A 24,570-nucleotide genomic window follows, 5' to 3' on the forward strand; every position below is an offset into this window, starting at 1 on the left:
CCTTTCCCCGAGGAGAGTGCGCCATCAACGCGTCCAGCCCTCCCGCTGCCGTCGAACTGCGCGGCATCACCAAGCGTTTCCCCGGCGTCGTCGCCAACCGCGACATCGACATCACGGTCCGCACGGGCACCGTCCATGCCCTCTGCGGTGAGAACGGCGCCGGCAAGTCCACCCTGATGAAGATCCTCTACGGCATGCAGCAGCCGGACGAGGGCACCATCACCGTGAACGGCGAGACGGTCACCTTCAACAACCCCGCCGACGCCATCGCCCGCGGCATCGGCATGGTGCACCAGCACTTCATGCTCGCCGACAACCTCACCGTCCTCGAGAACGTCGTCCTCGGCGCGGAGAAGCTCTACGGCATCGGCGCCAGGGCACGCGCCAAGATACGAGAGATCTCCGACGCGTACGGCCTGAACGTGCGCCCCGACGTCCTCGTCGAGGAACTCGGTGTCGCCGACCGCCAGCGCGTGGAGATCCTCAAGGTCCTCTACCGGGGCGCCAGGACCCTCATCCTGGACGAGCCGACCGCCGTGCTCGTGCCCCAGGAGGTCGACGCCCTCTTCCACAACCTCCGTGAGCTGAAGGCCGAAGGCCTCACCGTCATCTTCATCTCCCACAAGCTGGGCGAGGTGCTGTCGGTCGCCGACGAGATCACCGTCATCCGGCGCGGCACCACGGTCGGCACGGCCGATCCGCGCACGACGACCACCAAGCAGCTCGCCGAGATGATGGTCGGCAGTGAACTGCCCACCCCGGAGACCGAGGAGTCCACGGTCACGGACGTCCCGATGCTGAAGCTGGACGGGCTGCACCTCACGCAGACCGGCCTCGACGGCATCGAGCGGATCATCCTCGACCACGTCTCCTTCACGATCCACAAGGGCGAGGTCCTCGGCATCGCCGGCGTGGAGGGCAACGGCCAGTCCGAGCTGGTCGAGGCCATCATGGGCATGCGCCACCCGGACTCCGGCGTCGTCACCCTGGACGACACCGACATCTCCGGGGCCCCCACCCGCCGCCGCCGCGAGTCCGGCATTGGCCACATCCCCGAGGACCGCCACCGCCACGGCCTGCTCCTCGAAGCCCCGCTGTGGGAGAACCGCATCCTCGGCCACGTCACCGAGAGGCCCAACTCCAAGGGCGGACTGCTCGACATCAAGGCGGCCCGCACCGACACCGAGCGGATCGTGCAGGAGTACGACGTCCGCACCCCCGGTATCGACGTGACGGCGGCCTCGCTGTCCGGCGGCAACCAGCAGAAGCTGATCGTCGGCCGCGAGATGAGCCACAGCCCCAAGCTGCTCATCGCCGCACACCCCACCCGCGGTGTGGACGTCGGCGCGCAGGCGGCCATCTGGGACCACATCCGCGAGGCCCGCCGCGCGGGCCTCGCGGTGCTGCTGATATCCGCCGACCTGGACGAGCTGATCGGCCTCTCCGACACCCTGCGGGTGATGTACCGCGGCCGTCTGGTCGCCGACGCCGACCCCGCCACCATCACCCCCGAGGAGCTGGGCTCCGCCATGACGGGTGCCGCCAGCGGCCGCCTGGAGCACGCAGAGGACGACGAGCGATGAAGAAGCTGACCTCACGGATCGACAAGGAGCGGCTGCTCCTCGGGATAGCCGCCCCGCTGCTGGCGGTCGTCGCCGCGCTCGTCGTCACCGCCCTGGTGATCGCCGCCACCGGCAAGAACCCCGGCGCCGCGTTCAGCGACATGACGACCTACGGCTTCGCCAGCGACAGCCAGGTCTACATCCTGAACAAGGCGACCACGTACTACCTCGCGGGTGTCGCGGTGGCCGTCGGCTTCCGCATGAACCTGTTCAACATCGGCGTCGACGGCCAGTACCGGCTCGCCGCGTTCGTCGCCGCCGTCCTCGGCGGCGCGCTGACCGTGCCCGGCTGGATCGCCATCCCGCTGATCATGATCTGCGCCATGGCGACCGGTGCCCTGTGGGCGGCCATCGCCGGCGTCCTCAAGGTGACCCGGGGCGTCAGCGAGGTCATCTCGACGATCATGCTGAACTCGATCGCCACCGCGATCATCGCCTACCTGCTGCAGCCCGGGAAGCTGGCCGAGCTCCAGCAGGGCGGCACGCTCGTCTCGACCAAGCCGCTGCCGTCGTCCTCGTACTTCTTCAGCTTCGACACTGGCCCTGCCGGTGAGCTGTGGGGCTTCATCGTCATCGCCGTGCTCGTGGGCATCGCGTACTGGTTCGTGCTCGGCCGCACCCGGTTCGGCTTCGACCTGCGCACCGTCGGCCAGTCCGAGAGCGCGGCCGCCGCGAGCGGTGTGTCCGTGAAGAAGATGGTCGCCACCAGCATGATCATCTCGGGTGCGGTGGCCGGTCTGATCGGCATGCCGACCCTGCTCAACGACAGCCACCAGTTCAGCAATGACTTCCCGTCGGGCATCGGCTTCACCGGCATCGCCATCGCGCTGCTCGGCCGCAACAACCCGGTCGGCATCGCGCTGGGCGCCCTGCTCTGGGGCTTCCTGGAGCGCACCACCAACCACCTGGAGTTCCAGGGTTACGACAAGGAGATCCTCGGCGTCATCCAGGGCGTCATCGTCCTGTGCGTCGTGATCGCCTACGAGGTCGTCCGCCGCTACGGTCTCAAGCGCCAGCAGCAGAAGGTCGGCGCCGAACTCGCGGCCCAGGCCGCCGCTCCGACGAAGATGCAGGAGGTGGCGTGATGACTGCCACGATGACCGACACGCCGTCTCCGGCGGCGCCCAAGGCGGCGGGAGCGTCCCGGCGCTCCGGCCGCTCCCTCGGCCAGATCCTCATGATCGTCGCCGGTGCGCTGCTGCTCGTCGCCGCGGTCCGCATGATCACCGGATCCAACCAGCTCGACTCCGCCGGACAGGTCGGCGCCGCCCTCGGCCTCGCCGTGCCGATCGGCCTCGCCGGTCTCGCCGGTCTGTGGTCCGAGCGGGCCGGCGTGGTCAACATCGGCCTCGAAGGCATGATGATCCTCGGCACCTTCGGCGCCGGCTGGGTCGGCTGGCAGTCCAGCCCCTGGCTCGGCCTGCTGTGCGGCATCGGCTTCGGTGTCCTCGGCGGCCTGGTGCACGCCGTCGCCACCGTCACCTTCGGCGTCGACCACATCGTCTCCGGTGTCGCCGTCAACCTGCTCGCGCTCGGCACCACCCAGTACCTCGCCAAGCTGTTCTTCGCCGAAGGCAAGCCCGCCGAGGCGGGCGGCAACCCCAAGCAGTCCCCGCCCGTGGACTCGCTGCCCGACATCACCGTCCCCGGCCTCTCGGACGGCCTCGCGTCGATCGAGAAGCACCACTGGTTCCTGGTCTCCGACCTCGCCGGTATCGTCGGCGGCCTCGTCACGAACCTCTCCGTGATCACGATCCTGGCCGCGGTGCTGTTCGTCGGCACCTGGTGGATACTGTGGCGCACCCCGTTCGGGCTGCGGCTGCGCTCCTGCGGTGAGAACCCGACCGCCGCGGAGTCCCTCGGCGTCAACGTCTACCAGTACAAGTACGCGGCCGTCGCCGTCTCCGGCGGCCTTGCCGGACTCGGCGGCGCGTTCCTCTCGCTGGTCACCTCGCACACCTACCTGGAGGGCCAGACCGGCGGACGCGGTTACATCGGTCTCGCCGCGATGATCTTCGGCAACTGGCGGCCGGGCGGACTGGCCATGGGCGCCGGCCTGTTCGGCTACTCCGACGCGCTCCAGCTGCGCAACGGCGGCGTCACGGTCCACGCCCTGCTTCTGCTGCTGGTCGTCCTGCTCGCGCTGCTGGCCGGCTGGAAGCTGTACAAGAAGGCCCTGTGGCAGGGCGTGATCAGTGCCGTCGTGGCCGCGCTGGTCCTGGTCTGGTACCTGCTCACCGACGAGGTCCCGAGCGACTTCGTGGGCGCGACCCCGTACGTCGTCACCCTGCTGGTGCTCTCGCTGTCCGCGCAGCGGTTGCGGATGCCCAAGGCGGACGGCATGCGGTACCGGAAGGGACAGGGCAAGTGACCGCCCCGGCCGCCGGGTTCGACTGGGAGGCACTGCGCACCGAGGCGCGGGAGGCCATGACCCACGCCTACGCCCCCTACTCGGGGTTCCCGGTCGGCGCCGCCGCGCTGGTCGACGACGGCCGCACGGTCACCGGCTGCAACGTCGAGAACGCCTCGTACGGGCTCGGGCTGTGCGCCGAATGCGGGCTGGTCTCGGCCCTGCAGCGCACGGGCGGCGGCCGGCTGACCCACTTCACCTGCGTGAACGGCAAGGGCCACCTGCTCGTGCCGTGCGGCCGCTGCCGCCAGCTGCTGTACGAGTTCGGCGGCCCCGGCCTGCTGCTGGACACCCCCGAGGGCGTCCTGCCGCTCTCCGAGATGCTGCCCCAGGCCTTCGGCCCGGACCATCTCACCAGGTAACTCCCGTACGGCCCCCCTCCGCTCGCGCAGGGGGGCCGTACACCTTCGCACCTCCCGGAAGGAAGCCATCAGCCATGGCCATGGACGCCATCTCCGTCATCCGCACGAAGCGGGACCGCGGTGAGCTGACCGACGCGCAGATCGACTGGGTCATCGACGCGTACACCCGCGGCGAGGTCGCCGACGAGCAGATGTCCGCGCTCGCCATGGCGATCCTGCTCAACGGTATGAACCGGCGCGAGATCGCCCGCTGGACGGCGGCCATGATCGCCTCGGGCGAGCGCATGGACTTCTCCTCGTTGTCGCGCCCCACGGCCGACAAGCACTCCACCGGCGGCGTCGGCGACAAGATCACCCTGCCCCTCGCCCCCCTGGTCGCGGCCTGCGGCGCGGCCGTCCCGCAGCTCTCCGGGCGCGGTCTCGGCCACACCGGCGGCACCCTCGACAAGCTGGAGTCCGTCCCCGGCTGGCGCGCCCTGCTCTCCAACGAGGAGATGCTGTCCGTGCTGGACGGCGTCGGCGCGGTGATCTGCGCGGCCGGCGACGGCCTGGCCCCCGCCGACAAGAAGCTCTACGCCCTGCGTGACGTCACCGGCACGGTCGAGGCGATCCCGCTGATCGCGTCCTCGATCATGTCGAAGAAGATCGCCGAGGGCACCGGCTCCCTGGTCCTGGACGTGAAGGTCGGCAGCGGCGCCTTCATGAAGACCCTGGAGGACGCCCGCGAACTGGCTTCCACGATGGTCGGCCTCGGCACCGACCACGGTGTGAGGACGGTCGCGCTCCTCACCGACATGTCCACCCCGCTCGGCCTCACCGCAGGCAACGCCCTGGAGGTCCGCGAGTCCGTCGAGGTCCTGGCGGGCGGCGGCCCCTCCGACGTCGTGGAACTGACCCTCGCCCTCGCCCAGGAGATGCTGGACGCCGCCGGCATCAAGGACGCCGACCCGGCGAAGGCCCTGGCCGACGGCTCGGCGATGGACGCCTGGCGCCGCATGATCGCGGCCCAGGGCGGCGACCCGGACGCCACCCTGCCCACCTCCCGCGAGCAGCACGTCATCACGGCCCCCTCCTCCGGCGTCCTCACCCGCCTCGACGCCTACGACATCGGCGTCGCCGCCTGGCGCCTCGGCGCGGGCCGCGCCCGCAAGGAGGACCCGGTGCAGGCCGCGGCCGGCATCGAGATGCACGCCAAGCCGGGCGACACGGTGACGGCGGGCCAGCCCCTGCTGACCCTGCACACCGACACCCCGGAGCGCTTCGAGTACGCCCTCCAGTCGGTGGAGGGCTCCTACGACATCGCGGCGGCGGGAACCGAGTTCTCCGCTACGCCGGTGGTGCTGGAACGTATCGCCTGACCTGGGGTTTCCTCATCCGGGTGAACGGGATCGGTGGACCTCCGCCGGTCCCGTTCGGCATGCTGGGATCGGTGACGCACCGATTGGAGACACCGCCATGAGCGCACTCAGTGTCGAGCCCGAGCTCCCGGGGGGAACGGGCTGGGACGAGATCGTCCGTGTCTGGGAGGAGACGGACGCTCCGGAGGGCAGCAAGGTGGAGATCATCGAAGGGGTCGTCACCGTGTCGCCGCCGCCATCCGAAGAACACAACGACACTGCTGAGCTGCTTCACGAACGCCTGTACGGCGCGATTCCCCCTGACAGCAACTGGGGTATCTATCAGACGCTCGGGCTCACCTGTCCGGAGACAGGCGGCTTGTTCGTCCCCGACCTGTGCGTGGTGCCGAGGGCTGCCTTGCGCCGCGGAACGCGCGTGCACGCCGGCGAAGCCGAACTGGTCGTCGAGGTCACGTCTCGGAGCAACGCGAACCACGATCGCATCAAGAAGGCCCACGGCTACGCGAGGGCGGGTGTGCCGCTCTACCTTCTCCTGGACGCCTGGCAGTCGGGGCGCCCAACGGCAACGCTCTACGGAGAACCGCAGAACGGAACATATCGAGTCCTTGACTCGGTGGAGTACGGGGAGGAACTGACGCTGCCCGCACCGTTCAAGCTGGTTCTCGACACCGGAATCTTCCCGCTCGGCTGACACCTGGTCACCCCAGCACCGCCGCCACCCCCACCAGCACCGGCACCGAGACCACCGTCGACAGCAGGATGGACTCGCGGGCGAGGGACTCGGCGACGTGGTAGCGGCTGGCGTAGGTGAACAGGTTCTGGGCGGCCGGGAGCGCCGACGTCACCACCACGTCCAGCAGGGGCGCGCCGTGCAGGCCGAACACGCCGGTCGCCAGGGCCCAGGCCGCAGCCGGCTGGCCCAGTGACTTCAACGCGACCGACAGCAGGACCGGTTGACGGTCCCGGCCCCGGCCAGGGGGTGCGCTGCCGTGCAGGGACATGCCGAAGACCAGCAGGGCCGCCGGGACGGACATGTTGCCGATCAGGGTGAGCGGGTTCATGACGGGGCCGGGCAGGTGCAGGCCCGCCGCCGACACCACGACACCGGACAGGGAACCGATCGCTATCGGGTTGCGCAGCGGGGTCAGCAGCCGCCTCCACACCGTGCCCTTCTCGCCCGTGCCGGACAGGTCCAGGACCGTGAGCGCGACCGGGGTGACGAGGACGACCTGGAAGAGCAGCACCGGCGCCACCAGGGAGGCGTCGCCCAGGACGTACGCGGCGATCGGGATGCCGAGGTTGCCCGAGTTGACGTAACCGGAGCACAGCGCGCCGATGGTCGTACGGCCCACACCCCAGCGGCGTACGACGCCCGCCAGGACGAAGACGACCGCGACCGCGACCGAACTCAGGGCCGTCACCAGCAGGCGGGCCGAGAAGAGGACGGAGAGGTTCGCCGTCGCCAGGGTCGTGAACAGCAGTGCCGGGCCCGCCACCGAGAACGCCAGCCTCGTCAGCACCTCCGCGCCCTGCTCGCCGAGCGACCCGCGCCGCCCGAGGACATAGCCCACACCGATGACGACGGCGATCATCGCGAACCCGCTCAGTACCCCCTGCACAGAGTCCAACCCTCACGGGGAGAGGGGGACCCGGTCAATGTGATCTCCACAGGTGATCCCCGCCCCGAGCGGTCGCCCGCGATGAGTTCTCGACGCGCCGCAGGTCTATCGCACGTGGACGCCAGGACAACCGCCGTGCTCGTGCCGCCCGGCCCCCTCACCCGGGACGAGGTGGCGGGGCTGTGCGCCGACGTGCGCTCGCTGCTGGAGGTCACCGGGGCGACGGTCGTCGTCTGTGACGTGGGCGCGCTGCGGGCGCCCGGACTCGCGGCGGTCGATCTGCTGGCCCGGCTGGAGCTGACCGCCCGCCGGGCCGGCGGACGGATACGGCTGCGCGGGCCGGACCCCGGACTACTCGCCCTCCTCGGCCTCGTCGGTCTTCGCTTCGAGGTGGAGGGGCAGACCGAACAGCGGGAACAGGCGCTGTGCGTCGAGGAAGAAGTGGAACCCGGTCAGACCGCCGTCTGAGATCTCCAGGACCTGGATCGACCACGGTGACAGGCCGCCCTTCTCCGGGGCCGGCTTGTAGTGGGCGAAGCCCGGCAGGCCGTTCACCTCGACAGGCAGCAGACGCGAGCCCTCGCACTCGTGGCCGATCGACGTCATGAAGCCCGTGATGTCGGCCTGGCCGGTCAGCCACATCTCGAACGGCGGCATCGTCATGACGGCGTCCTCGTGCAGCAACGCCGTCAGCGCCGTCATGTCGTACCCCTCGAACGCCGCCACATAGCGCTCCAGCAGCTTCTGCTGCTCGTCGTCCAGGGGGTCGGAGACCGCCGCACGCGCGCCCTTGTCGTCCTTCTGCTCGGCGAGGGTCGCGCGCGCCCGCTGGAGCGCGCTGTTGACCGAGGCGACCGAGGTGTCCAGCAGCTCGGCGACCTCGCTCGCCTTCCAGGCCAGCACCTCGCGCAGGATCAGCACCGCCCGCTGCTTGGGCGGCAGTTGCTGCAGAGCGGCCATGAACGCCAGGCGCACCGACTCCTTGGCGACCGCCGCCTCCGCCGGGTCGTCCACCGTGGGCAGTACGCGGGCGTCGGGCATCGGCTCCAGCCAGGTGTGGTCAGGGCGCGGGGAAAGGGCGTACTGGGTCAGGGGCGTGGACTCGGACAGGTCCACCGGCCGGGCCCGCTTGTTGCCCGCCGACAGCATGTCCAGGCACACGTTCGTCGCGATCCGGTACAGCCACGAGCGGAGGCTGGAGCGGCCCTCGAACTTCTCGTAGCTCCGCCACGCCCGGACCAGGGTGTCCTGCACCGCGTCCTCCGCCTCGAAGGAGGAACCGAGCAGGCGGTAGCAGTACCCCGTCAGCTCGGTCCGGTGCTTCTCCAGTGCGACGTCGAGATCTGCCGTCGCCGTGCCGTTGCCCATCGTCCACCCACCCCTGTGGCCGTCTTGTCCGCGCACCATCGCGCCCCAGCACTTCGGAAGCTACCGCAGCCCACTGACAACGACCCCCTGAGTCCGAAAAAGCCCAGCTCAGACCGGGCTCGGACCAAATGCTTCACGGACCTGTCCGAGGTGGGGCGGGCGGCGCCCCGCAGAGCGGGTCAGTGCGCGGGCAGCGGCTCGCGGCGGGCGGCCACCCGGGCCGCCCGCGAACCGGCGACCGTGATCGTGACGACACCCAGGACCGCCAGCAGCCCGACGCCGACCGTGCCGGACCAGCCGTCCGTGTGGAAGGCCATCGCGCCCACCGTGCTGCCGGCGCTGGAGCCGATGTAGTAGGCGGACTGGTAGAGGGCGGAGGCCTGGGCGCGGCCGTGTTCGGCGGTCTTGCTGACCGCGGAGGAGGCGACCGCGTGGCCCGCGAAGAAGCCGGCCGTGATCAGCACCAGACCCAGCAGGACCAGCGGGAGCGAGTCGGCCAGGGAGAGCAGCAGGCCCGCGGTGGTCGTACCGCCGGCCAGGTACAGCGAGCCCCGGCGGCCGAGGCGGCCCACCAGCCGGCCCGCCGTGGACGCGGAAACGGTACCCACCAGGTAGACCAGGAAGATCGAACCGACGATGCCCTGCGGGAGGGAGAAGGGGGCCTCCGTCAGGCGGTAGCCGATCACCGTGTACACGCCGCCGAACACCGTCATGAACAGCGCGCCGATCGCGTACAGGCGGCGCAGCAGCGGGTCGGAGAGGTGGTCGCGGCACGTGCCGAGCAGAACGCGCGGGCGCAGGGAACCCGCCCTGAAGTGCTTCGGCGCCGGCAGCAGCAGCCGGAACGCCACCGCGCAGCCCACCGAGATCACCCCGACGGCACCGACGGCGATCCGCCAGCCCCACTCCTGCGCGACCCAGCCGGTGATCATCCGGCCGCTCATCCCGCCGACGCTGTTGCCGGCCACGAACAGGCCGATCGCCGTGATCAGCGCCCGCGGCCTGACCTCCTCGGCCAGGTACGCCGTCGCCGAGGCCGGCAGACCGGCCAGCGCCGCGCCCTGCACCGCGCGCAGCACCACCAGCGTGCCGATCGACGGCGCGAAGGGCACCAGCAGACCGACGACCACCGCGACCGCCAGCGAGGCCGTCATCACCGTACGGCGGCCGAACCGCTCCGACAGCGCGCTCATCGGCAGCACGAACAGCGCCAGGCCACCGGTCGCGGCAGCCACGGTCCAGCTCGCCTCCCCGGCCGCGACCCCGAACTCACCGGAGATCAGGGGCAGCAGGGCCTGGGTGGAGTAGAGGAGGGCGAAGGTCGCGACTCCGGCGAGGAAGAGGGCGAGGCTCATCCGGCGGTAGCCGGGGCCGCCCGGGGTCATCCGGTCGTCCTGGACGGTGGCGGCGACGGCGGCGGAGACGGAGTCGGAGCAGGGAACGGGCCTGACGGCGCCCACGCGGGTGGACGCCCCGGTACTGGCGGGAGACATGCCTCGAAACTACGTACGCGCCCGCTCATCCGTCCAATGCATGGATTGGCCATAATCGTTCCCATGGCGCATCAGCAGAGGTCACAGACACGCGTGTCACCGTCCAGTGACACAGAAGACATGGCGCTGTTGCTCGCGCCTCGCCTCGCGTACTTCGCCGGCGTGGCCCGGACCGAGCACGTCACCAGGGCCGCGCACGAGATGAACGTCCCCCAGTCCACCCTCTCCCGCGCGATGGCCCGCCTGGAGCAGGACCTGGGCGTCGACCTGTTCGCCCGGCACGGCCGCACGGTCTCCCTCACCACCGCCGGGCGCACCTTCCTGGCCTCCGTCGAACGCGCCCTCGCCGAGGTGGAGCGCGCCGCCGAGGAGGTCCGCGCCGACGCCGACCCGGCCACCGGCAAGGTCGCCTTCGGCTTCCTGCACACCATGGGCGCCGAGACCGTCCCCGGTCTCCTGCACGCCTTCCGCGCCGACCACCCGCGCATCCGCTTCAGCCTCGTCCAGAACTACGGCGAGGCGATGCTGGAGCGCCTGCGGGCGGGCGAACTCGACCTCTGCCTGACCTCTCCGGTCCCCGACGCCCCCGACCTGGTCGCCCGCCGTCTCGACGAGCAGAAACTCCGCCTGGTCGTCCCCGCCGACCACCGCCTGGCCGCCCGCCGCCGCGTCCGCCTGGCCGAGGCCGCCGAGGAAACCTTCGTCACCCTCGAACCCGGCTACGGCCTGCGCCGCATCACCGACGACCTCTGCCGCGAGGCGGGCTTCCGCCCGAAGGTCGCCTTCGAGGGCGAGGAGACGGAGACCCTGCGCGGCCTCGTCGCCGCCGGCCTCGGCGTCGCCCTCCTGCCCCCGCCCACCGTCCCCCGCCCCGGAGTCGTCGAACTGACCGTCACCGCCCCCAAAGCCGCCCGCGAAATCGGCGTAGCCTGGCTCGCCGACCGCCCCGACACCCCACCAGTAACCGCCTTCAAAAAATTCCTCCTCTCAAGAAGAGGCAACCTGCTGCCGACGTAGGGCGAGGGCAACCTCCCCACTCGCCCAGGGTCATTCACCTCTGAGGGGGGCAACCTTCCCACTCGCTCAGGGGCACTTACCCAGGGGCGCGGGGCTGTGTCGATGTGCGGCTCCGCCGCGTGGGCGCGACCGACAGCACCGCAACTCCCTAGGGGCGCGGGGAACTGCGCGACAAGCCACAACGCACCCGCACCCCGAACACGACCGGCACCCCCGAGCTCTACCGCATCACCCTCTGAGGGGGCAACCTTCCCACTCGCTCAGGGGCACTTACCCAGGGGCGCGGGGCTGTGTCGATGTGCGGCTCCGCCGCGTGGGCGCGACAAGCCACACACGACCCGCACCCCGAACACCACCCGCACCCCCGCCCCCTACCGCCTCAACGACCGCCCGAACCCCGCAGCCAACGGCATCCGAAGCCCAATAGGCGGCGGAGCCGCAAGCGCGTCCTCCACCGGCCGAGACACCGCACACCCGAACAACGCCCCCATCACGAAATCCACCGCAAGACACAGCACTTCATCCCGGTGCTGATGCAACCCGTGCCCGTCGGAGTGCACTTCGAACCGGCACACCTCCCGGTTCACCTTCTTCACCCGCGCCGCCAGCCGGAACGACAACTCCGGATCAGTACGTTCATCATTCGTGCCGTGCACGATCAGCACCCGCCGCCCCACCAACTGCCTCACCGGCTCAGCGGGCGCAGCCACATCGTCCTCCGGCAGCCAGGGAGCCAGCGCGACAACGGAGTTGACCGCCTCGTGCCCGCCCGCCCGCAGCGCCGCCCGGCCGCCCATGTCCAGGCCCACCAGGCACACGGGAACATCCCCGTACCGCCGTACGACCTCCTCCGCGGCCCAGGCCGCGTCCCCGGCCAGATGCGCCTCGCTGCCGTTCCAGCCCTTGTAGCGGTAGTGGACGGAGTGGACGGCCAGTCCCTCCGCCCGTCCCGCGCGGGCGAACCTGCGGCCCAGGGAGCGCAGGACGGACATCGCCCGGACGGGAGAGGGCCGGCGGGCCGAGACCTCCTCCCCGCCGGGCAGGAGCAGCACCGCTCCGCTCACCGCCGTCGGCTCGGGGCCGACCGCCTTTCCCAGCCTGGCCGATCGGACCGGCGTCGCTTGCTGTCCCATAACAGAACAGTGTCAGAAGGCGTGGTGTACAAAACCCTTCCCGGCGGTCACCGTTGGGTATCGACGGAAAAGCATCCCCCGCGTTCACCAGGTGCTCTACGCGCGTAGGCGTTACAGTGCGGAAATGACGAGCCAGACTGCACCGACCGGGACCGTCCAGACGAATGCCACGGTGACCGTCCCGACGCCCGACCAGATCCGCCGGGCGCCCAAGGTTCTGCTGCACGATCATCTCGACGGCGGGCTGCGCCCCGGCACCGTCGTCGAACTCGCCCGGGAGAGCGACTATCACGAGCTTCCCGAGACCGACCCCGGCAAACTGGGCCTCTGGTTCCAGGAGGCCGCCGACTCCGGTTCGCTGGAACGGTATCTGGAGACGTTCCGGCACACCGTCGCCGTGATGCAGACACGTGAGGCGCTCGTCCGGGTCGCCCGCGAATGCGCCGAGGACCTCGCCGAGGACGGAGTCGTCTACGCCGAGGTGCGGTACGCGCCCGAGCAGCACCTGGAGGGCGGACTGAGCCTTGAGGAGGTGGTCGAGGCGGTCAACGAGGGTTTCCGGCAGGGGGAGCGGCTGGCCCGGGAGAACGGCCACCGCATCCGGGTCGGTGCGCTGCTGACCGCGATGCGGCACGCGGCCCGCTCCCTGGAGATCGCCGAACTCGCCAACCGCTACCGGGACTCGGGCGTGGTGGGCTTCGACATCGCGGGCGCCGAGGCCGGCCATCCGCCCACCCGCCACCTGGACGCCTTCGAGTACCTCAAGCGCGAGAACAACCACTTCACCATCCACGCGGGCGAGGCCTTCGGGCTGCCGTCCATCTGGCAGGCGCTCCAGTGGTGCGGCGCCGACCGGCTCGGGCACGGGGTGCGGATCATCGACGACATCGAGGTCGCCGAGGACGGCTCGGTGCGGCTCGGGCGGCTGGCGTCGTACGTCCGCGACAAGCGCGTCCCGCTGGAACTGTGCCCCAGTTCCAACCTGCAGACCGGGGCCGCCTCCTCGTACGCCGAGCATCCGATCGGGCTGCTGCGCCGGCTGCACTTCCGGGTGACGGTCAACACGGACAACCGGCTGATGTCGCACACCACCATGAGCCGGGAATTCGAGCATCTCGTCGACGCGTTCGGTTATACGCTCGACGATCTGCAGTGGTTCTCCGTCAATGCGATGAAATCAGCGTTCATTCCTTTCGATGAACGACTCGCGATGATCAATGACGTCATCAAACCCCGCTATGCCGAACTGAAGTCCGAGTGGCTGTTCCGGCAGACCGCTTCCACCAGCGGTTCTTCCGAATCGGAAGGGTAGCGAAGGCTCGTTCGAGTCCACGGAATGCGGACACGCCTTCACAAGCCGTCCGCATTTCGGTGTTTGCGGGGTGTGGTCCGGCATGTTTACGGTCGAGGACTGCTCGGTTCGTTATTGGTCATCCGTCTCCGTATTCAAGGACGCATTCACGATGAAGCAGTCTGCTGCCAAGACCCTCGGTGTCGCCGCCCTCGGCGCCGCCTTCGCCGCCGTCGGCGCGGGTGCGGCCAGCGCGGCCCCGGCCGCGTCGGCCGCCACGCAGGCGCTGGACACCGTCACCCAGGCGCTGCCGGCCGGCAACGTCACGCAGGCGCTGCCGGGCGCCGGCGAGGCCCTCGCCCACGGTCAGGGTGCCGCCACCACCGGCGTGGCCGCCGCGCAGCCGGTCGTGCAGAAGGTCCTCGCCAATGGGCCGACCGCGCCGGTCGCCGGGCTGCTCGGCGGGCTGCCGCTGCAGGGCCTGCCCACGCACGGTGTGCCGGTGAACGGGATTCCGCTCGGCTGACGCCGTATCGGTGGTACGACGCCGCCGGTGTGTCCCGGAGCGGTCCGGGTGCGCACCGGCGGCGTTCGCGCGCCGGGCCTCACCAGGTGGTGGAGCGGGCCTTGTCCTCGGACGGCAGCAGGAACCACAGCGCTATGTAGACCAGGAACTGCGGGCCCGGCAGCAGGCAGGACAGCAGGAAGATCACCCGCATCGTCGTCGCGGACGTACCGAAGCGCCGTGCCAGCGCGGCGCACACGCCGCCGATCATGCGGCCGTGGGTGGGGCGGGCAAGGGCGGTCATGTCGGCTCCTCCTCCGTCGTCGGCTCGCTCCCGAGCCGGTTGGGGGGCGGCCCGGTGGCCTGCCCCGTCTGGTGTCCAGAGTAGGGAGACGAAGGGGGACGAAGCATCACTCTAAGGGGCTGTTCCGACCCTGGGAATCGTCGGGGTCCGCCCCTGAGACGGCCCCTCCTGCACGCTGACCTGCCCGTCCGCGCCCTCGCCCTCGCGGCCGGCGCGCGCCTGCCCGCGCCGCAGCCGGGCGCGGCCCGCCGGTACGACGGCAAGGTGGGCGAGCGCCACGCCCGCCGTGTTCAGCAGCAGTGAGTCCACGTCCACGACCCGGCCGGGCACCCCGGTCTGCAGCAGGGCGATGCCCAGCGAGATGAGGGCGCCCGCGGCCGACGTACGGGCCAGGGAGGCGAGCGGGGAGACGGCGAGCCTGCCGTGCGTCAGTGGCAGCAGCACACCCAGCGGGGCGAGGAGCGCCAGGCCCTCGGTGAGGGGTTTGACCGCGCCGGGCCAGCCCAGCGCCAGGTCGGCGCGTATGCCGGCCAGCGGGTGCAGGTTGGCGGGCATCACCCAGGGGACGTCCAGGGGCCGCAGCATCAGCCAGGCGACGAGCGCGAGGTGCGCGACGAGGAGGATGCCTCCCGCCAGCCGGATGCGGATCGCGGCGCTGCCGCCGATGGAGCTTTGACGCTGCACGCGGGGGGAGACGCGGGGTTGGGGTTGGGCGGTTCCGGGGTTGGCCTGTGAGGGTGGCGTCCGCCGGAGCAGGGTTCGGGCCGGTCCGTTTTCGGCTTGCGGTCCGTTGTGGCTGGTCGCGCAGTTCCCCGCGCCCCTGGGGGGTTGCGGTGCCGTCAGTCGTCAGTTGCCGGGATCGCGCTGGACGGGGCTTCCGGGGTTGGCCTGTGATGAGGGGGTGGCGTTCGCCGCAGTAGGTTCGGGCCGGTCTGTTGTCGGCTTGCGGTCCGTTGTGGCTGGTCGCGCAGTTCCCCGCGCCCCTGGGGAGTTGCGGTGCTGTGGGTCGTGCCCGCGCGGTGAAGTCGCACGGCGATACAGCCCTGCGGCCCCTGGGGAGTTGCGGTGCTGTTGGTCGTGCCCGCAGCGGTACAGCCTCGCGCACCTGAGGGTGTTGCCGTCAGCCGTCAGCCGTCAGCCGTCAGCCGTCAGCCGTCAGCCGTCAGCCGTCAGCCGTCAGCCGTCAGCCGTCAGCCGTCAGCCGTCAGCCGTCAGCTGTCCGGCGTCAGCGCTCAGGCGTCAGTACTCAGGCCTTCGTTGCCGGGATGGGGCTGGATGGGGGGTTGGATTTGCCGGGGTGGTTGCGGACGTCGTCGGTGCATTCGTAGCGGTGCAGGGGGGTGGTGCCGGGGCCGCCGAGGACGACGGAGCCGTCGCCTTCGGCCGCGGCCGAGTCGGAGAGGGTGCACACGACCTGGGCGAGGGAGTAGGGGGCGAGGCGGTCCGGTGCCGTGCTCAGGCGCAGTGCCTCCTCGGGGTCCCCGCGGCCCGGTCCGGACACGCTCAGGCCGCCCGGCACGTAGGTCAGGTAGCCGGCCGCCCGTTCCGCGGACGACGGGGACGCGGCGAGCTGGTCGAGCAGGCCCTGCGCGATCATGACCCGGCGTTTCGCGTCCGGGGTGCCCTCCGGGACGCGGACCGTCCGGTCCACGGTCACCAGGGACGCGCCGCACAGCAGGAAGACCTGTACCGGAACTCCGTGCGAGGTCTGTGTCGACAGGTCGGGGCCGACCAGCGAGCACGGGACCCGTGAGGGCGCCGCGCCGAAGTCCGTCGGCACCTCGGTGGCCCGGATCCCGCACCCGGTGAGCAGCGCGCCCAGGAGGGGGAGTGCCAGGAGTCGTCGTACCGTCCGTGTCCTCACGATCCCTCCTTTCCGTGGCCCGCGGCCTGGTCGTCCTTGTCGTTCTGGTTGTTCTGGTCGTCCTCGGTGTCCTGTTCGGTCAGACGTGAGGCGTCCAGGGGCAGGCGCAGGGTGAACACCGCGCCGCCCTCGGGGGAGTTGGCCGCGGTGATCCCGCCGCCGTGGATGTGGGCGTTCTCCATCGCGATGGAGAGGCCCAGGCCGCTGCCCTCGGAGCGCGGCCGGGAGGCGCTGGCCTTGTAGAACCGGTCGAAGACGTGCGGCAGGACGTCCTCGGGGATGCCGGGCCCGTGGTCCCGCACCGCGATGACGAGGTCGTCGCCGTCGATCCGCACCGACACCCGCACCGGCGAACCGCCGTGCTTGAGGGCGTTGCCGATCAGGTTGGCGAGGATGACGTCGAGGCGGCGCGGGTCGAGCCGGGCGTGGATGCCGCGTTCGGCGTCCAGGTCGACGGCGTCCAGCCAGGCGCGGGCGTCGATGCACGCGGTGATCTGGTCGGCGAGGTCGACGTCGTCCAGGACGAGGCGGGCGGTGCCCGCGTCGAAGCGGGTGACCTCCATCAGGTTCTCGACCAGGTCGTTGAGGCGGCGGGTTTCGCTGACCACCAGCCGTACGGCCGGTTCGATCATCGGGTCGATGCTCCCGGACTCGAACTCCAGCTCCTCCTCCAGCACTTCCGTGACGGCGGTGATGGCGGTGAGGGGCGTACGCAGCTCGTGCGACATGTCGGCGACGAAGCGGCGGGAGGCCTCGTCCCGGGCGGCCATGTCGGCGACCCGCTTCTCCAGCGCCTCGGCCGCGTTGTTGAACGTCCGTGACAGGTCGGCGAGTTCGTCGGTGCCGGAGACGCGCAGCCGGGTGTCCAGCCTGCCTTCGCCGAGTCTGCGCGCGGCCACCCCGAGCCGGTGCACCGGCTTCAGTACGGTCGTGGCGGCGGCCTGCGCGAGCAGCGCAGAGCCGATCAGCGCGAGACCGGTGGCGATACCCAGCGACCAGGCCAGCGAGTTGAGGTCCTTCGCCTCCGGCTCCAGCGACTTGGCCATGTAACCGGTCGGACCGCCGCCTATCACCTTCGTACCGGCCACCAGATAGGGCGTCCCGTGGTCGACGACCCGCTGCCAGTACAGGTGGTACGACGCCGTGTTGGTGTCGGTCACCTTCTGGCGCTTGTTCACCGCAGCCCGCAGCGACTCCGGAACCTCCTCCAGCGAGAAGCCGTTGATGCCGCCCGAATTGCCGTACACCGCCTTGCCGTTCGGGTCCTGGCCGACCAGCAGCACGCTGAAGCGCTGGCTGCTCGCCGCCATCTGGCCCGCCGCGCGCTGCAGTTCGTCCTGCGTGGGGTGCACGGGCAGCGCGCCGGCCCGGTTCTGCATCTCCTGCTGGAAGTCGCGCAGCACCGCGTCCTGGGCGCGGGTGAGCACCGCCTCCCGGTTCAGCCAGTAGGCGATGCCCGACGCGGACACCGCGGCGGTCAGCGCGACCAGCCCGAAGACGAGGACCAGCCGGAGCCTGAGGCTGGTGAACCGCAGTCGTGACAGTCTTCCCTTGCGCCCCGCGGCCCAGCCGCGCAGCCCCCCGTGCGTATCGCTCACTGAGGAGCGTCCAGGCGGTAGCCGACACCACGGACGGTACGGATCAGGGTCGGGGACGAGGGAACGTCCTCCACCTTCGCGCGCAGCCGCTGCACACAGGCGTCCACCAGGCGCGAGTCGCCCAGGTAGTCGTGCTCCCACACCAGCCGCAGCAACTGCTGCCGCGACAGCGCCTGACCGGGCCGCCGGCTCAGCTCCAGCAGCAGCCGCAGCTCGGTCGGCGTCAGCTGGAGGTCCTCGCCGTTCTTGGTCACGGTCATCGCCGACCGGTCGATGACAAGGTTGCCGAAGGACGCCGAGTCGCTGGACTCGCGCTCCCCGCGCCGCAGCACGGCACGGATCCGGGCGTCCAGCACCCGGCCCTGCACGGGCTTGACGACGTAGTCGTCGGCGCCGGACTCCAGCCCGACCACCACGTCGATGTCGTCGCTGCGCGCGGTGAGCAGGATGATCGGCAGCTGGTCGGTGCGCCGGATGCGCCGGCACACCTCGAACCCGTCGATACCGGGCAGCATCACGTCCAGCACGATCAGGTCCGGCCGCTGTTCGCGCAGCAGCTTCAGACCGTCCTCACCGCTGGCAGCGGTGGCGACCCGGTGTCCCTGACGCGTCAGGGAGAGCTCCAGGGCCGTGCGGATGGCGTCGTCGTCCTCGATCAGCAACAGGGAAGGCACGCGCTCATTCTGGCCCATGGAGGGGCTCTCGTACGACCCACCCGCATCGCGCCCTCTCGACCGTCGTCATCTGTGCGCATCCTGTGAGGACGCCCGGACGGGGGGCCCTGCGGCAGGGACGGGGCCCTGTGACAGGTCTGTGACAGTCGGCGGACACGGCCATGAAGGTCGATCGGCAAGCTTTTCGGCACCGGCAGGAGAGCACCGCGGATCAGGCCGGAACCGGAAGTCCACGACGGGGAGCGCGAGATGAACACGCTGCACAGCATGAGCACCAGCGCAGTGGTCACGCGTCTGCACGACGTGCACCGGGGTTCTGAGAAGTCCGGTGCCGTGAGCATGCGGGGGTGCGCTCGCGGCGCCGGGCGTCAGCACACCGGGTACATGACGGTGGTTGACGCGTACACGGGGGAGACGCACGGGGGAAGCGCGTACAGGGAGGACTCGGGGGAACCGCGCCGCTCGCTGACGGAGGAGGAGTTCACCGCCTACGTCCAGGAGCGCCGCGCCTCCCTGTACGCCACCGCCTACCACCTGACCGGCGACCGCTTCGAGGCCGAGGACCTGCTGCAGAGCGCGCTGTTCTCGACGTACCGGGCGTGGGAGCGGATCAGCGACAAGGCGGCCGTCGGCGGATACCTCCGCCGCACCATGACCAACCTGCACATCAGCGCCTGGCGGCGCCGCAAGCTCAACGAGTACCCGACCGAGGAACTGCCGGAGACGCCCTCCGACACGGACGCGATGCGCGGCACCGAACTGCGCGCGGTCCTGTGGCAGGCGCTGGCCCGGCTGCCCGAACTCCAGCGCACCATGCTGGTCCTGCGCTACTACGAGGGCCGTACGGACCCGGAGATCGCGGAGATCCTCAACATCAGTGTCGGCACGGTCAAGTCCAGCATCTGGCGCTCGCTGCGCCGGCTGCGCGAGGACGAGGTCCTCAGCTTCGGCCGTGACGAGGAGGACGCCTTCGGCGAGCTGGTCGCCTGAAGGTCCGGGGGGAAGCGGGGGAGTAACGGGGGAGGTAGCGGGGGGAAGAGGAGAGAACGAGGGGGAACGGGGGAACGCGGGGGGCACGAAGAAGCGGGACTGCGGGGGCCGGGGGGCCCGTACGGTCCCGCTTTTTCGCGCGTTCTGCCGTCCATGTACGGCGTGCGCCCCCGTTACGCCGTCGTCTGCTGCCGTGTCTGCCGCCCCGCCGCGGCAGCCGCCAGCCGGCCCAGCGCCTCGTCCCGGTCGCAGGGGTATGCGCCCAGGCAGACCTGGCGGGCCACGATCGAACGCTCGGTGCGCATCAGCCGCCAGCCCCGCCGCAGCAGGAACGGCACCGACTTGCGGCCTTCCTTCAGGTCGCGCAGGAAGCGCCGGCGGAAGGTGGCGAGCGGGCCGCGGGACAGGCACAGCGCGTCCGCCAGTACCCCGTGCTCACGGCATCGCTCGATGATCTCGGCGGCGAAGATGCCCTCCGCGATGAACAGCGGGGTACGGCCGATGCGCAGCGTCTCCTCGCCGGTGCGGGCGCTCAGCGAGAGGTCGTACACCGGCACGGGCGTCGACCCCGTGGCGCACAGCCGCCTGATCGCCTCGACGGCGGCGTCCGCGTCCCACGACCGCGGGTGGTCCCAGTCGATGTCCGAACTCCCCTCCACCAGCGGCAGGGTGGGGTCGCCGGCCTCCTTGTAGAAGTCGTCGAGACGCAGTACGGGGAGCCCGGAGCGGGCGGCGACCAGGGACTTGCCCGAACCCGAGGGGCCGCACAGCAGCACGACACGGGCGGGGGACGGGGGATGAATGCTCACGGAACACCAGTTTGACGCATGGTGGGCCTTCTGCCGAGCCCCGCGGGTCGGCTTTTGAGCGTGACTCACACCTCAACTACCCTTCGTGTCGACATCATTACCCTGCGCACCAGAAGGTGGCATCAGCGATGGCCCGACACACCTCCCCCCGGCACCCCCACACGCAGCGCGCCCTGTTGACCCTCGTGGCCGCGGGGGCGGCTCTGGCGGCGGGCTCGGCAGCGGCACACGCGCAGACGGGCGCCCCGGTCGTGGACGTGCCCTCGCGGCCCACCTCGCTCGGCGCGGTCGACCCGCAGGCCGGACTCCAGGGCCTCACCGGCTCCGTCGGCTACGTCACCGGTCCGGTCGCCGCCCTCAAGCCCAACCCGCTCGCGGGCACGGGCGTCGACCCCCTGGACAACGGGGTGGGCACCCAGGTGGCCGACTTCAAGGCCGTCGGCTCCCGGATGCTGACGGCCCCGATTGCCCAGGCGCCGTCCGTGGGCAGCCTCCCGGTGGCAGGGCAGGTCCTGGGACCACTGGGCCACTGAAAGCGCCCTGAAGGGGCGCGGGGAACCGCGCGACCAGCCACCACGAACCCGCAGCCGGCACAAGACGGCAGCTCCCCGCCGCTACCCCGTCAGTAGGAAGACCCACCCGCACCCAGCGACCCCGTCGGGTGCCACACCGTCTTCGTCTCCAGGAACGCCGTCATCCGCTCGATGCCGGGCGCCTCGAAGTAATCCACACCCTGTGGACGCAGCACCCGCTTCAGGTTGTCGGCCGCCGCGATCTCCAGCTCCTTCGCCAGGACCTCGTCCGCTCCCGCGAGGTCGATCGCGTTGACGTCCTGGTGCGCGGCCAGCGGTGCCGCGATCTCCGCCGTACGGCCCGAGAGGATGTTGACGACTCCGCCGGGGACGTCGGACGTGGCCAGCACCTCGCCCAGGGAGAGGGCGGGGAGCGGGGCCTGCTCGGAGGCGATCACGACCGCCGTGTTGCCGGTGGCGATCACCGGGGCGAGCACCGAGACCAGGCCGAGGAAGGACGACTCCTGCGGGGCGAGGACGGCGACGACGCCGGTCGGCTCCGGGGAGGAGAGGTTGAAGAAGGGGCCCGCGACCGGGTTGCCGCCGCCGACCACCTGGGCGATCTTGTCGGTCCAGCCCGCGTACCAGACCCAGCGGTCGACGGTCGCGTCCACGACCGCGGCGGCCTTCGACTTCGACAGGCCCTCCGCGTCCGCGACCTCCCGGACGAACTGCTCCCTGCGGCCCTCCAGCATCTCCGCGACGCGGTACAGGACCTGGCCGCGGTTGTACGCCGTCGCGCCCGACCAGCCGCCGAACGCCTTGCGCGCGGCCACGACCGCGTCACGGGCGTCCTTGCGGGAGGACTGGGGGGCGTTCGCCAGCCACTTGCCCTTCCCCGCCGCGTCAGCGGCTGATGTCTTCGCCGTCACCTCGTACACCCGGCCGCTCTCGGAACGCGGGAACTTCCCGCCGACGTACAGCTTGTAGGTCTTGAAGACCGACAGCCGGGGCTCGGTCTTTTCGGTCTTCTCAGACATCGAGGTACGCCTCCAGGCCGTGGCGACCGCCCTCGCGGCCGAAGCCCGACTCCTTGTAGCCGCCGAACGGCGAGGCCGGGTCGAACTTGTTGAACGTGTTGGACCAGACGACACCGGCGCGCAGCTTGTTCGCGACGGCCAGGATCCGGGAGCCCTTCTCGGACCAGATGCCCGCCGAGAGGCCGTACTGCGTGTTGTTCGCCTTGGCGACGGCCTCGTCGGGCGTGCGGAAGGTGAGGACCGACAGCACCGGGCCGAAGATCTCGTCGCGGGCGATGGTGTGCGCCTGGGTGACGTTCGTGAACAGCGTCGGGGCGAACCAGTAGCCGGAGGCGGGGAGTTCGCAGGCCGGCGACCAGCGCTCGGCGCCCTCCGCCTCGCCCCGATCGGCCAGCGTGGTGATCCGGGCCAGCTGCTCGGCGGAGTTGATCGCGCCGATGTCGGTGTTCTTGTCCAGCGGGTCGCCGAGGCGCAGGGTGGACAGGCGGCGCTTGAGCGAGTCCAGCAGCTCGTCCTGGACCGACTCCTGCACGAGGAGGCGGGAGCCGGCGCAGCAGACCTGGCCCTGGTTGAAGAAGATGCCGGTGACGATGCCCTCGACGGCCTGGTCGACGGGCGCGTCGTCGAAGACGATGTTGGCGCCCTTGCCGCCCAGTTCGAGGGTGAGCTTCTTCCTCGTGCCGGCGACCGTGCGGGCGATCTCCTTGCCCACGGCGGTGGAGCCGGTGAAGGCGACCTTGTTCACGTCCGGGTGCGCGACCAGCGCGGCGCCCGCGTCGCCGTAGCCCGGAAGGATGTTGACGACGCCCTTGGGCAGGCCCGCCTGGCGGCAGATGTCCGCGAAGAACAGGGCGGACAGGGGGGTCGTCTCGGCGGGCTTGAGGACGACCGTGTTGCCGGTCGCCAGCGCCGGGGCGATCTTCCACGCCAGCATGAGGAGGGGGAAGTTCCAGGGGATGACCTGGCCGGCCACGCCCAGCGGCTTCGGGTGCGCGCCGAAGCCGGCGTGGTCGAGCTTGTCGGCCCAGCCCGCGTAGTAGAAGAAGTGCGCGGCGACCAGCGGGAGGTCCGCGTCGCGGGTCTCCTTGATCGGCTTGCCGTTGTCCAGCGTCTCCAGGACGGCCAGCTCACGGCTGCGCTCCTGGATGATGCGGGCGATGCGGAACAGGTACTTGGCGCGCTCGGAGCCGGGCAGCGCCGACCACTTCCCGAACGCCTTGCGGGCCGCCCTGACCGCGCGGTCGACGTCCTCGGCGCCGGCCTGGGCGACCTCGGAGAGGACTTCCTCGGTGGACGGGGAGACCGTCTTGAAGACCTTGCCGTCGGCGGCCTCGGTGAACTCGCCGTCGATGAACAGGCCGTAGGAGGGGGCGATGTCGACGACGGAGCGGGACTCGGGCGCCGGCGCGTACTCGAAGGGGGATGACGTGTTGTTCATGGGGTCTCAGTCCACCGTCACGTAGTCGGGGCCGGAGTAGCGGCCGGTGGCCAGCTTCTGGCGCTGCATCAGCAGGTCGTTGAGGAGCGAGGAGGCGCCGAAGCGGAACCAGTGGTTGTCCAGCCAGTCCGCGCCCGCGGTCTCGTTGACCAGGACCAGGAACTTGATCGCGTCCTTGGTGGTCCGGATGCCGCCCGCGGGCTTCACACCGACCTGCACGCCGGTCTGGGCGCGGAAGTCGCGCACCGCCTCCAGCATCAGCAGGGTGTTGGCGGGGGTGGCGTTGACGGCGACCTTGCCGGTGGACGTCTTGATGAAGTCGGCGCCCGCCAGCATGCCCAGCCAGCTCGCCCGGCGGATGTTGTCGTACGTCGACAGCTCGCCGGTCTCGAAGATGACCTTCAGCCGTGCGCTCGTCCCGCAGGTCTCCTTCACGGCGACGATCTCGTCGTACACCTTCAGGTACTTGCCGGCGAGGAACGCGCCCCGGTCGATGACCATGTCGATCTCGTCGGCGCCCGCGGCGACGGCCTCACGCACGTCGGCCAGCTTCACGTCCAGCGCGGCACGGCCGGCCGGGAAGGCGGTGGCGACCGAGGCGACCTTGACGTCGGAACCGGCGACGGCCTGCTTGGCGACGGCCACCATGTCGGGGTAGACGCAGACGGCGGCGGTCGTGGGGGTCGTCCGGTCCGTCGGGTCCGGGTGGACCGCCTTGGCGCCGAGCGCCCGGACCTTGCCCGGGGTGTCCGCGCCTTCCAGCGTCGTCAGGTCGACCATCGAGATGGCGAGGTCGATGGCGTACGCCTTCGCGGTGGTCTTGATGGAACGGGTGCCGAGAGACGCGGCGCGCGCCTCTAGGCCGACCGCGTCGACGCCGGGCAGCCCGTGGAGGAAGCGGCGCAGCGTGCTGTCGGACGCGGTGACGCCGGCGAGAGCAGATGCTGGGGATGCAGTGGTGGGCATGGTCACCAGACGAGCATATCTACGCGCGTAGCGGCTGTACACCCCGGGGAACGGTTCTCCGGGGGATCGTCGGTGGTGGGGGGCGATCCCTGGCGGCGCCGATCAGCGGACGAACCCGAAGGGGCGCGGGGAACTGCGCGAGCAACCACGCACGACCCGCACGTACGACTACGCGCGACCCGCACGTACGACTACGC

25 protein-coding genes are annotated in these 24,570 nt (G+C 70.8%); 12 read left to right on the forward strand and 13 right to left on the reverse strand.

Going from position 1 to position 24,570, the window contains the following annotated elements; translation table 11 throughout:
- The first annotated feature begins 23 nt into the window (after nt 1-23).
- The 6 genes from ACGFYV_RS27545 (at nt 24) to ACGFYV_RS27570 (ending at nt 6,443) form a co-directional block, all read left to right on the forward strand.
- On the forward strand, nt 24-1,583 hold the full coding sequence (locus ACGFYV_RS27545) for an ABC transporter ATP-binding protein (RefSeq protein ID WP_393881252.1): 1,560 nt from the start codon (nt 24-26) through the stop codon (nt 1,581-1,583).
- On the forward strand, nt 1,580-2,707 hold the full coding sequence (locus tag ACGFYV_RS27550) for an ABC transporter permease (RefSeq protein ID WP_393881171.1): 1,128 nt from the start codon (nt 1,580-1,582) through the stop codon (nt 2,705-2,707). The genes ACGFYV_RS27545 and ACGFYV_RS27550 overlap by 4 nt, the downstream gene beginning before the upstream one ends.
- Nucleotides 2,707-3,993 carry an ABC transporter permease gene (locus ACGFYV_RS27555; RefSeq protein ID WP_393881172.1) on the forward strand — a complete coding sequence of 429 codons (1,287 nt, stop codon included), beginning with the start codon at nt 2,707-2,709 and terminating at the stop codon, nt 3,991-3,993. The genes ACGFYV_RS27550 and ACGFYV_RS27555 overlap by 1 nt, the downstream gene beginning before the upstream one ends.
- Nucleotides 3,990-4,394: a cytidine deaminase gene (locus tag ACGFYV_RS27560; RefSeq protein ID WP_393881173.1), complete on the forward strand. Its 405-nt coding sequence runs from the start codon at nt 3,990-3,992 to the stop codon at nt 4,392-4,394. Before ACGFYV_RS27555 ends, ACGFYV_RS27560 begins: the two co-directional genes overlap by 4 nt.
- Before the next feature lie 74 nt (nt 4,395-4,468).
- Nucleotides 4,469-5,752, forward strand: coding sequence for a thymidine phosphorylase (locus ACGFYV_RS27565; RefSeq protein WP_393881174.1), 1,284 nt, complete (start codon nt 4,469-4,471; stop codon nt 5,750-5,752).
- Nucleotides 5,753-5,849: 97 nt separating this feature from the next.
- On the forward strand, nt 5,850-6,443 hold the full coding sequence (locus ACGFYV_RS27570; RefSeq protein ID WP_393881175.1) for a Uma2 family endonuclease: 594 nt from the start codon (nt 5,850-5,852) through the stop codon (nt 6,441-6,443).
- Nucleotides 6,444-6,450: 7 nt separating this feature from the next.
- On the opposite strand, the gene ACGFYV_RS27575 is transcribed toward ACGFYV_RS27570, so the two are convergent.
- Complete coding sequence (locus ACGFYV_RS27575; protein ID WP_393881176.1) at nt 6,451-7,371, reverse strand: AEC family transporter; 921 nt, start codon at nt 7,369-7,371, stop codon at nt 6,451-6,453.
- A gap of 81 nt (nt 7,372-7,452) precedes the next feature.
- Here ACGFYV_RS27575 and ACGFYV_RS27580 point away from each other — a divergent pair, with 81 nt between their 5' ends.
- Nucleotides 7,453-7,839 (forward strand): STAS domain-containing protein, encoded by a 387-nt coding sequence (locus tag ACGFYV_RS27580; protein ID WP_393881177.1) that lies wholly within the window; start codon nt 7,453-7,455, stop codon nt 7,837-7,839.
- Here ACGFYV_RS27580 and ACGFYV_RS27585 read toward each other — a convergent pair.
- Together ACGFYV_RS27585 and ACGFYV_RS27590 are read right to left on the reverse strand one after the other, a co-directional pair.
- Nucleotides 7,723-8,739, reverse strand: coding sequence for a sigma-70 family RNA polymerase sigma factor (locus tag ACGFYV_RS27585; protein WP_393881178.1), 1,017 nt, complete (start codon nt 8,737-8,739; stop codon nt 7,723-7,725). The genes ACGFYV_RS27580 and ACGFYV_RS27585 overlap by 117 nt on opposite strands.
- Before the next feature lie 179 nt (nt 8,740-8,918).
- A complete protein-coding gene (locus tag ACGFYV_RS27590) occupies nt 8,919-10,232 on the reverse strand; it encodes an MFS transporter (RefSeq protein ID WP_393881179.1) in 1,314 nt (437 codons plus the stop codon).
- A gap of 63 nt (nt 10,233-10,295) precedes the next feature.
- On the opposite strand from ACGFYV_RS27590, the gene ACGFYV_RS27595 reads away from it, so the two are divergent.
- A complete protein-coding gene (locus ACGFYV_RS27595; protein ID WP_393881180.1) occupies nt 10,296-11,249 on the forward strand; it encodes a LysR family transcriptional regulator in 954 nt (317 codons plus the stop codon).
- Nucleotides 11,250-11,620: 371 nt separating this feature from the next.
- Here ACGFYV_RS27595 and ACGFYV_RS27600 read toward each other — a convergent pair whose 3' ends face one another.
- Nucleotides 11,621-12,382 (reverse strand): alpha/beta hydrolase, encoded by a 762-nt coding sequence (locus ACGFYV_RS27600; RefSeq protein WP_393881181.1) that lies wholly within the window; start codon nt 12,380-12,382, stop codon nt 11,621-11,623.
- Nucleotides 12,383-12,506: 124 nt separating this feature from the next.
- On the opposite strand from ACGFYV_RS27600, the gene ACGFYV_RS27605 reads away from it, so the two are divergent.
- Both ACGFYV_RS27605 and ACGFYV_RS27610 read left to right on the forward strand, forming a co-directional pair.
- A complete protein-coding gene (locus ACGFYV_RS27605) occupies nt 12,507-13,694 on the forward strand; it encodes an adenosine deaminase (protein ID WP_393881182.1) in 1,188 nt (395 codons plus the stop codon).
- Nucleotides 13,695-13,845: 151 nt separating this feature from the next.
- A complete protein-coding gene (locus ACGFYV_RS27610) occupies nt 13,846-14,199 on the forward strand; it encodes an ATP-binding protein (RefSeq protein WP_393881183.1) in 354 nt (117 codons plus the stop codon).
- Between the two features lie 79 nt (nt 14,200-14,278).
- On the opposite strand, the gene ACGFYV_RS27615 is transcribed toward ACGFYV_RS27610, so the two are convergent.
- From ACGFYV_RS27615 to afsQ1, 5 genes are all read right to left on the reverse strand, one after another.
- Complete coding sequence (locus ACGFYV_RS27615; protein ID WP_393881184.1) at nt 14,279-14,482, reverse strand: PspC domain-containing protein; 204 nt, start codon at nt 14,480-14,482, stop codon at nt 14,279-14,281.
- 111 nt (nt 14,483-14,593) lie between these two features.
- Nucleotides 14,594-15,166, reverse strand: a complete 573-nt coding sequence (locus ACGFYV_RS27620) for a VanZ family protein (protein WP_393881185.1) — start codon at nt 15,164-15,166, stop codon at nt 14,594-14,596.
- A gap of 562 nt (nt 15,167-15,728) precedes the next feature.
- Nucleotides 15,729-16,346, reverse strand: a complete 618-nt coding sequence (locus ACGFYV_RS27625; protein WP_393881186.1) for a hypothetical protein — start codon at nt 16,344-16,346, stop codon at nt 15,729-15,731.
- The gene (locus ACGFYV_RS27630) at nt 16,343-17,944 is read right to left on the reverse strand and encodes an ATP-binding protein (RefSeq protein ID WP_393881187.1); all 1,602 of its coding nucleotides are present in this window, start codon (nt 17,942-17,944) and stop codon (nt 16,343-16,345) included. The genes ACGFYV_RS27625 and ACGFYV_RS27630 overlap by 4 nt, the downstream gene beginning before the upstream one ends.
- Nucleotides 17,941-18,618 carry a two-component system response regulator AfsQ1 gene (gene afsQ1 / locus ACGFYV_RS27635; RefSeq protein ID WP_186785832.1) on the reverse strand — a complete coding sequence of 226 codons (678 nt, stop codon included), beginning with the start codon at nt 18,616-18,618 and terminating at the stop codon, nt 17,941-17,943. Before afsQ1 ends, ACGFYV_RS27630 begins: the two co-directional genes overlap by 4 nt.
- 249 nt (nt 18,619-18,867) lie before the next feature.
- Here afsQ1 and ACGFYV_RS27640 point away from each other — a divergent pair, with 249 nt between their 5' ends.
- On the forward strand, nt 18,868-19,608 hold the full coding sequence (locus tag ACGFYV_RS27640; protein WP_393881188.1) for a SigE family RNA polymerase sigma factor: 741 nt from the start codon (nt 18,868-18,870) through the stop codon (nt 19,606-19,608).
- A 173-nt stretch (nt 19,609-19,781) separates the two neighbouring features.
- Here ACGFYV_RS27640 and ACGFYV_RS27645 read toward each other — a convergent pair whose 3' ends face one another.
- Nucleotides 19,782-20,384 carry a uridine kinase gene (locus ACGFYV_RS27645; protein ID WP_393881253.1) on the reverse strand — a complete coding sequence of 201 codons (603 nt, stop codon included), beginning with the start codon at nt 20,382-20,384 and terminating at the stop codon, nt 19,782-19,784.
- A 161-nt stretch (nt 20,385-20,545) separates the two neighbouring features.
- Between ACGFYV_RS27645 and ACGFYV_RS27650 the strand changes: the two genes are divergently transcribed.
- Nucleotides 20,546-20,950 (forward strand): hypothetical protein, encoded by a 405-nt coding sequence (locus ACGFYV_RS27650; protein ID WP_393881189.1) that lies wholly within the window; start codon nt 20,546-20,548, stop codon nt 20,948-20,950.
- An 89-nt stretch (nt 20,951-21,039) separates the two neighbouring features.
- Here the strand turns inward: ACGFYV_RS27650 and ACGFYV_RS27655 are convergent, their stop codons facing one another.
- The 3 genes from ACGFYV_RS27655 to deoC are packed head-to-tail and all read right to left on the reverse strand — an operon-like array spanning nt 21,040 to nt 24,373.
- Entirely contained in the window at nt 21,040-21,969 is a 930-nt protein-coding gene (locus ACGFYV_RS27655) for an aldehyde dehydrogenase family protein (protein WP_393881190.1), read from the reverse strand.
- Nucleotides 21,962-23,407, reverse strand: coding sequence for an aldehyde dehydrogenase family protein (locus ACGFYV_RS27660; RefSeq protein WP_393881191.1), 1,446 nt, complete (start codon nt 23,405-23,407; stop codon nt 21,962-21,964). Before ACGFYV_RS27660 ends, ACGFYV_RS27655 begins: the two co-directional genes overlap by 8 nt.
- Nucleotides 23,408-23,413: 6 nt before the next feature.
- Nucleotides 23,414-24,373, reverse strand: coding sequence for a deoxyribose-phosphate aldolase (deoC, locus tag ACGFYV_RS27665; protein WP_393881192.1), 960 nt, complete (start codon nt 24,371-24,373; stop codon nt 23,414-23,416).
- Between the last annotated feature and the right edge of the window lie 197 nt (nt 24,374-24,570).

This window comes from Streptomyces sp. NPDC048297, assembly GCF_043201585.1.
Classification (GTDB): Bacteria; Actinomycetota; Actinomycetes; order Streptomycetales; family Streptomycetaceae; genus Streptomyces.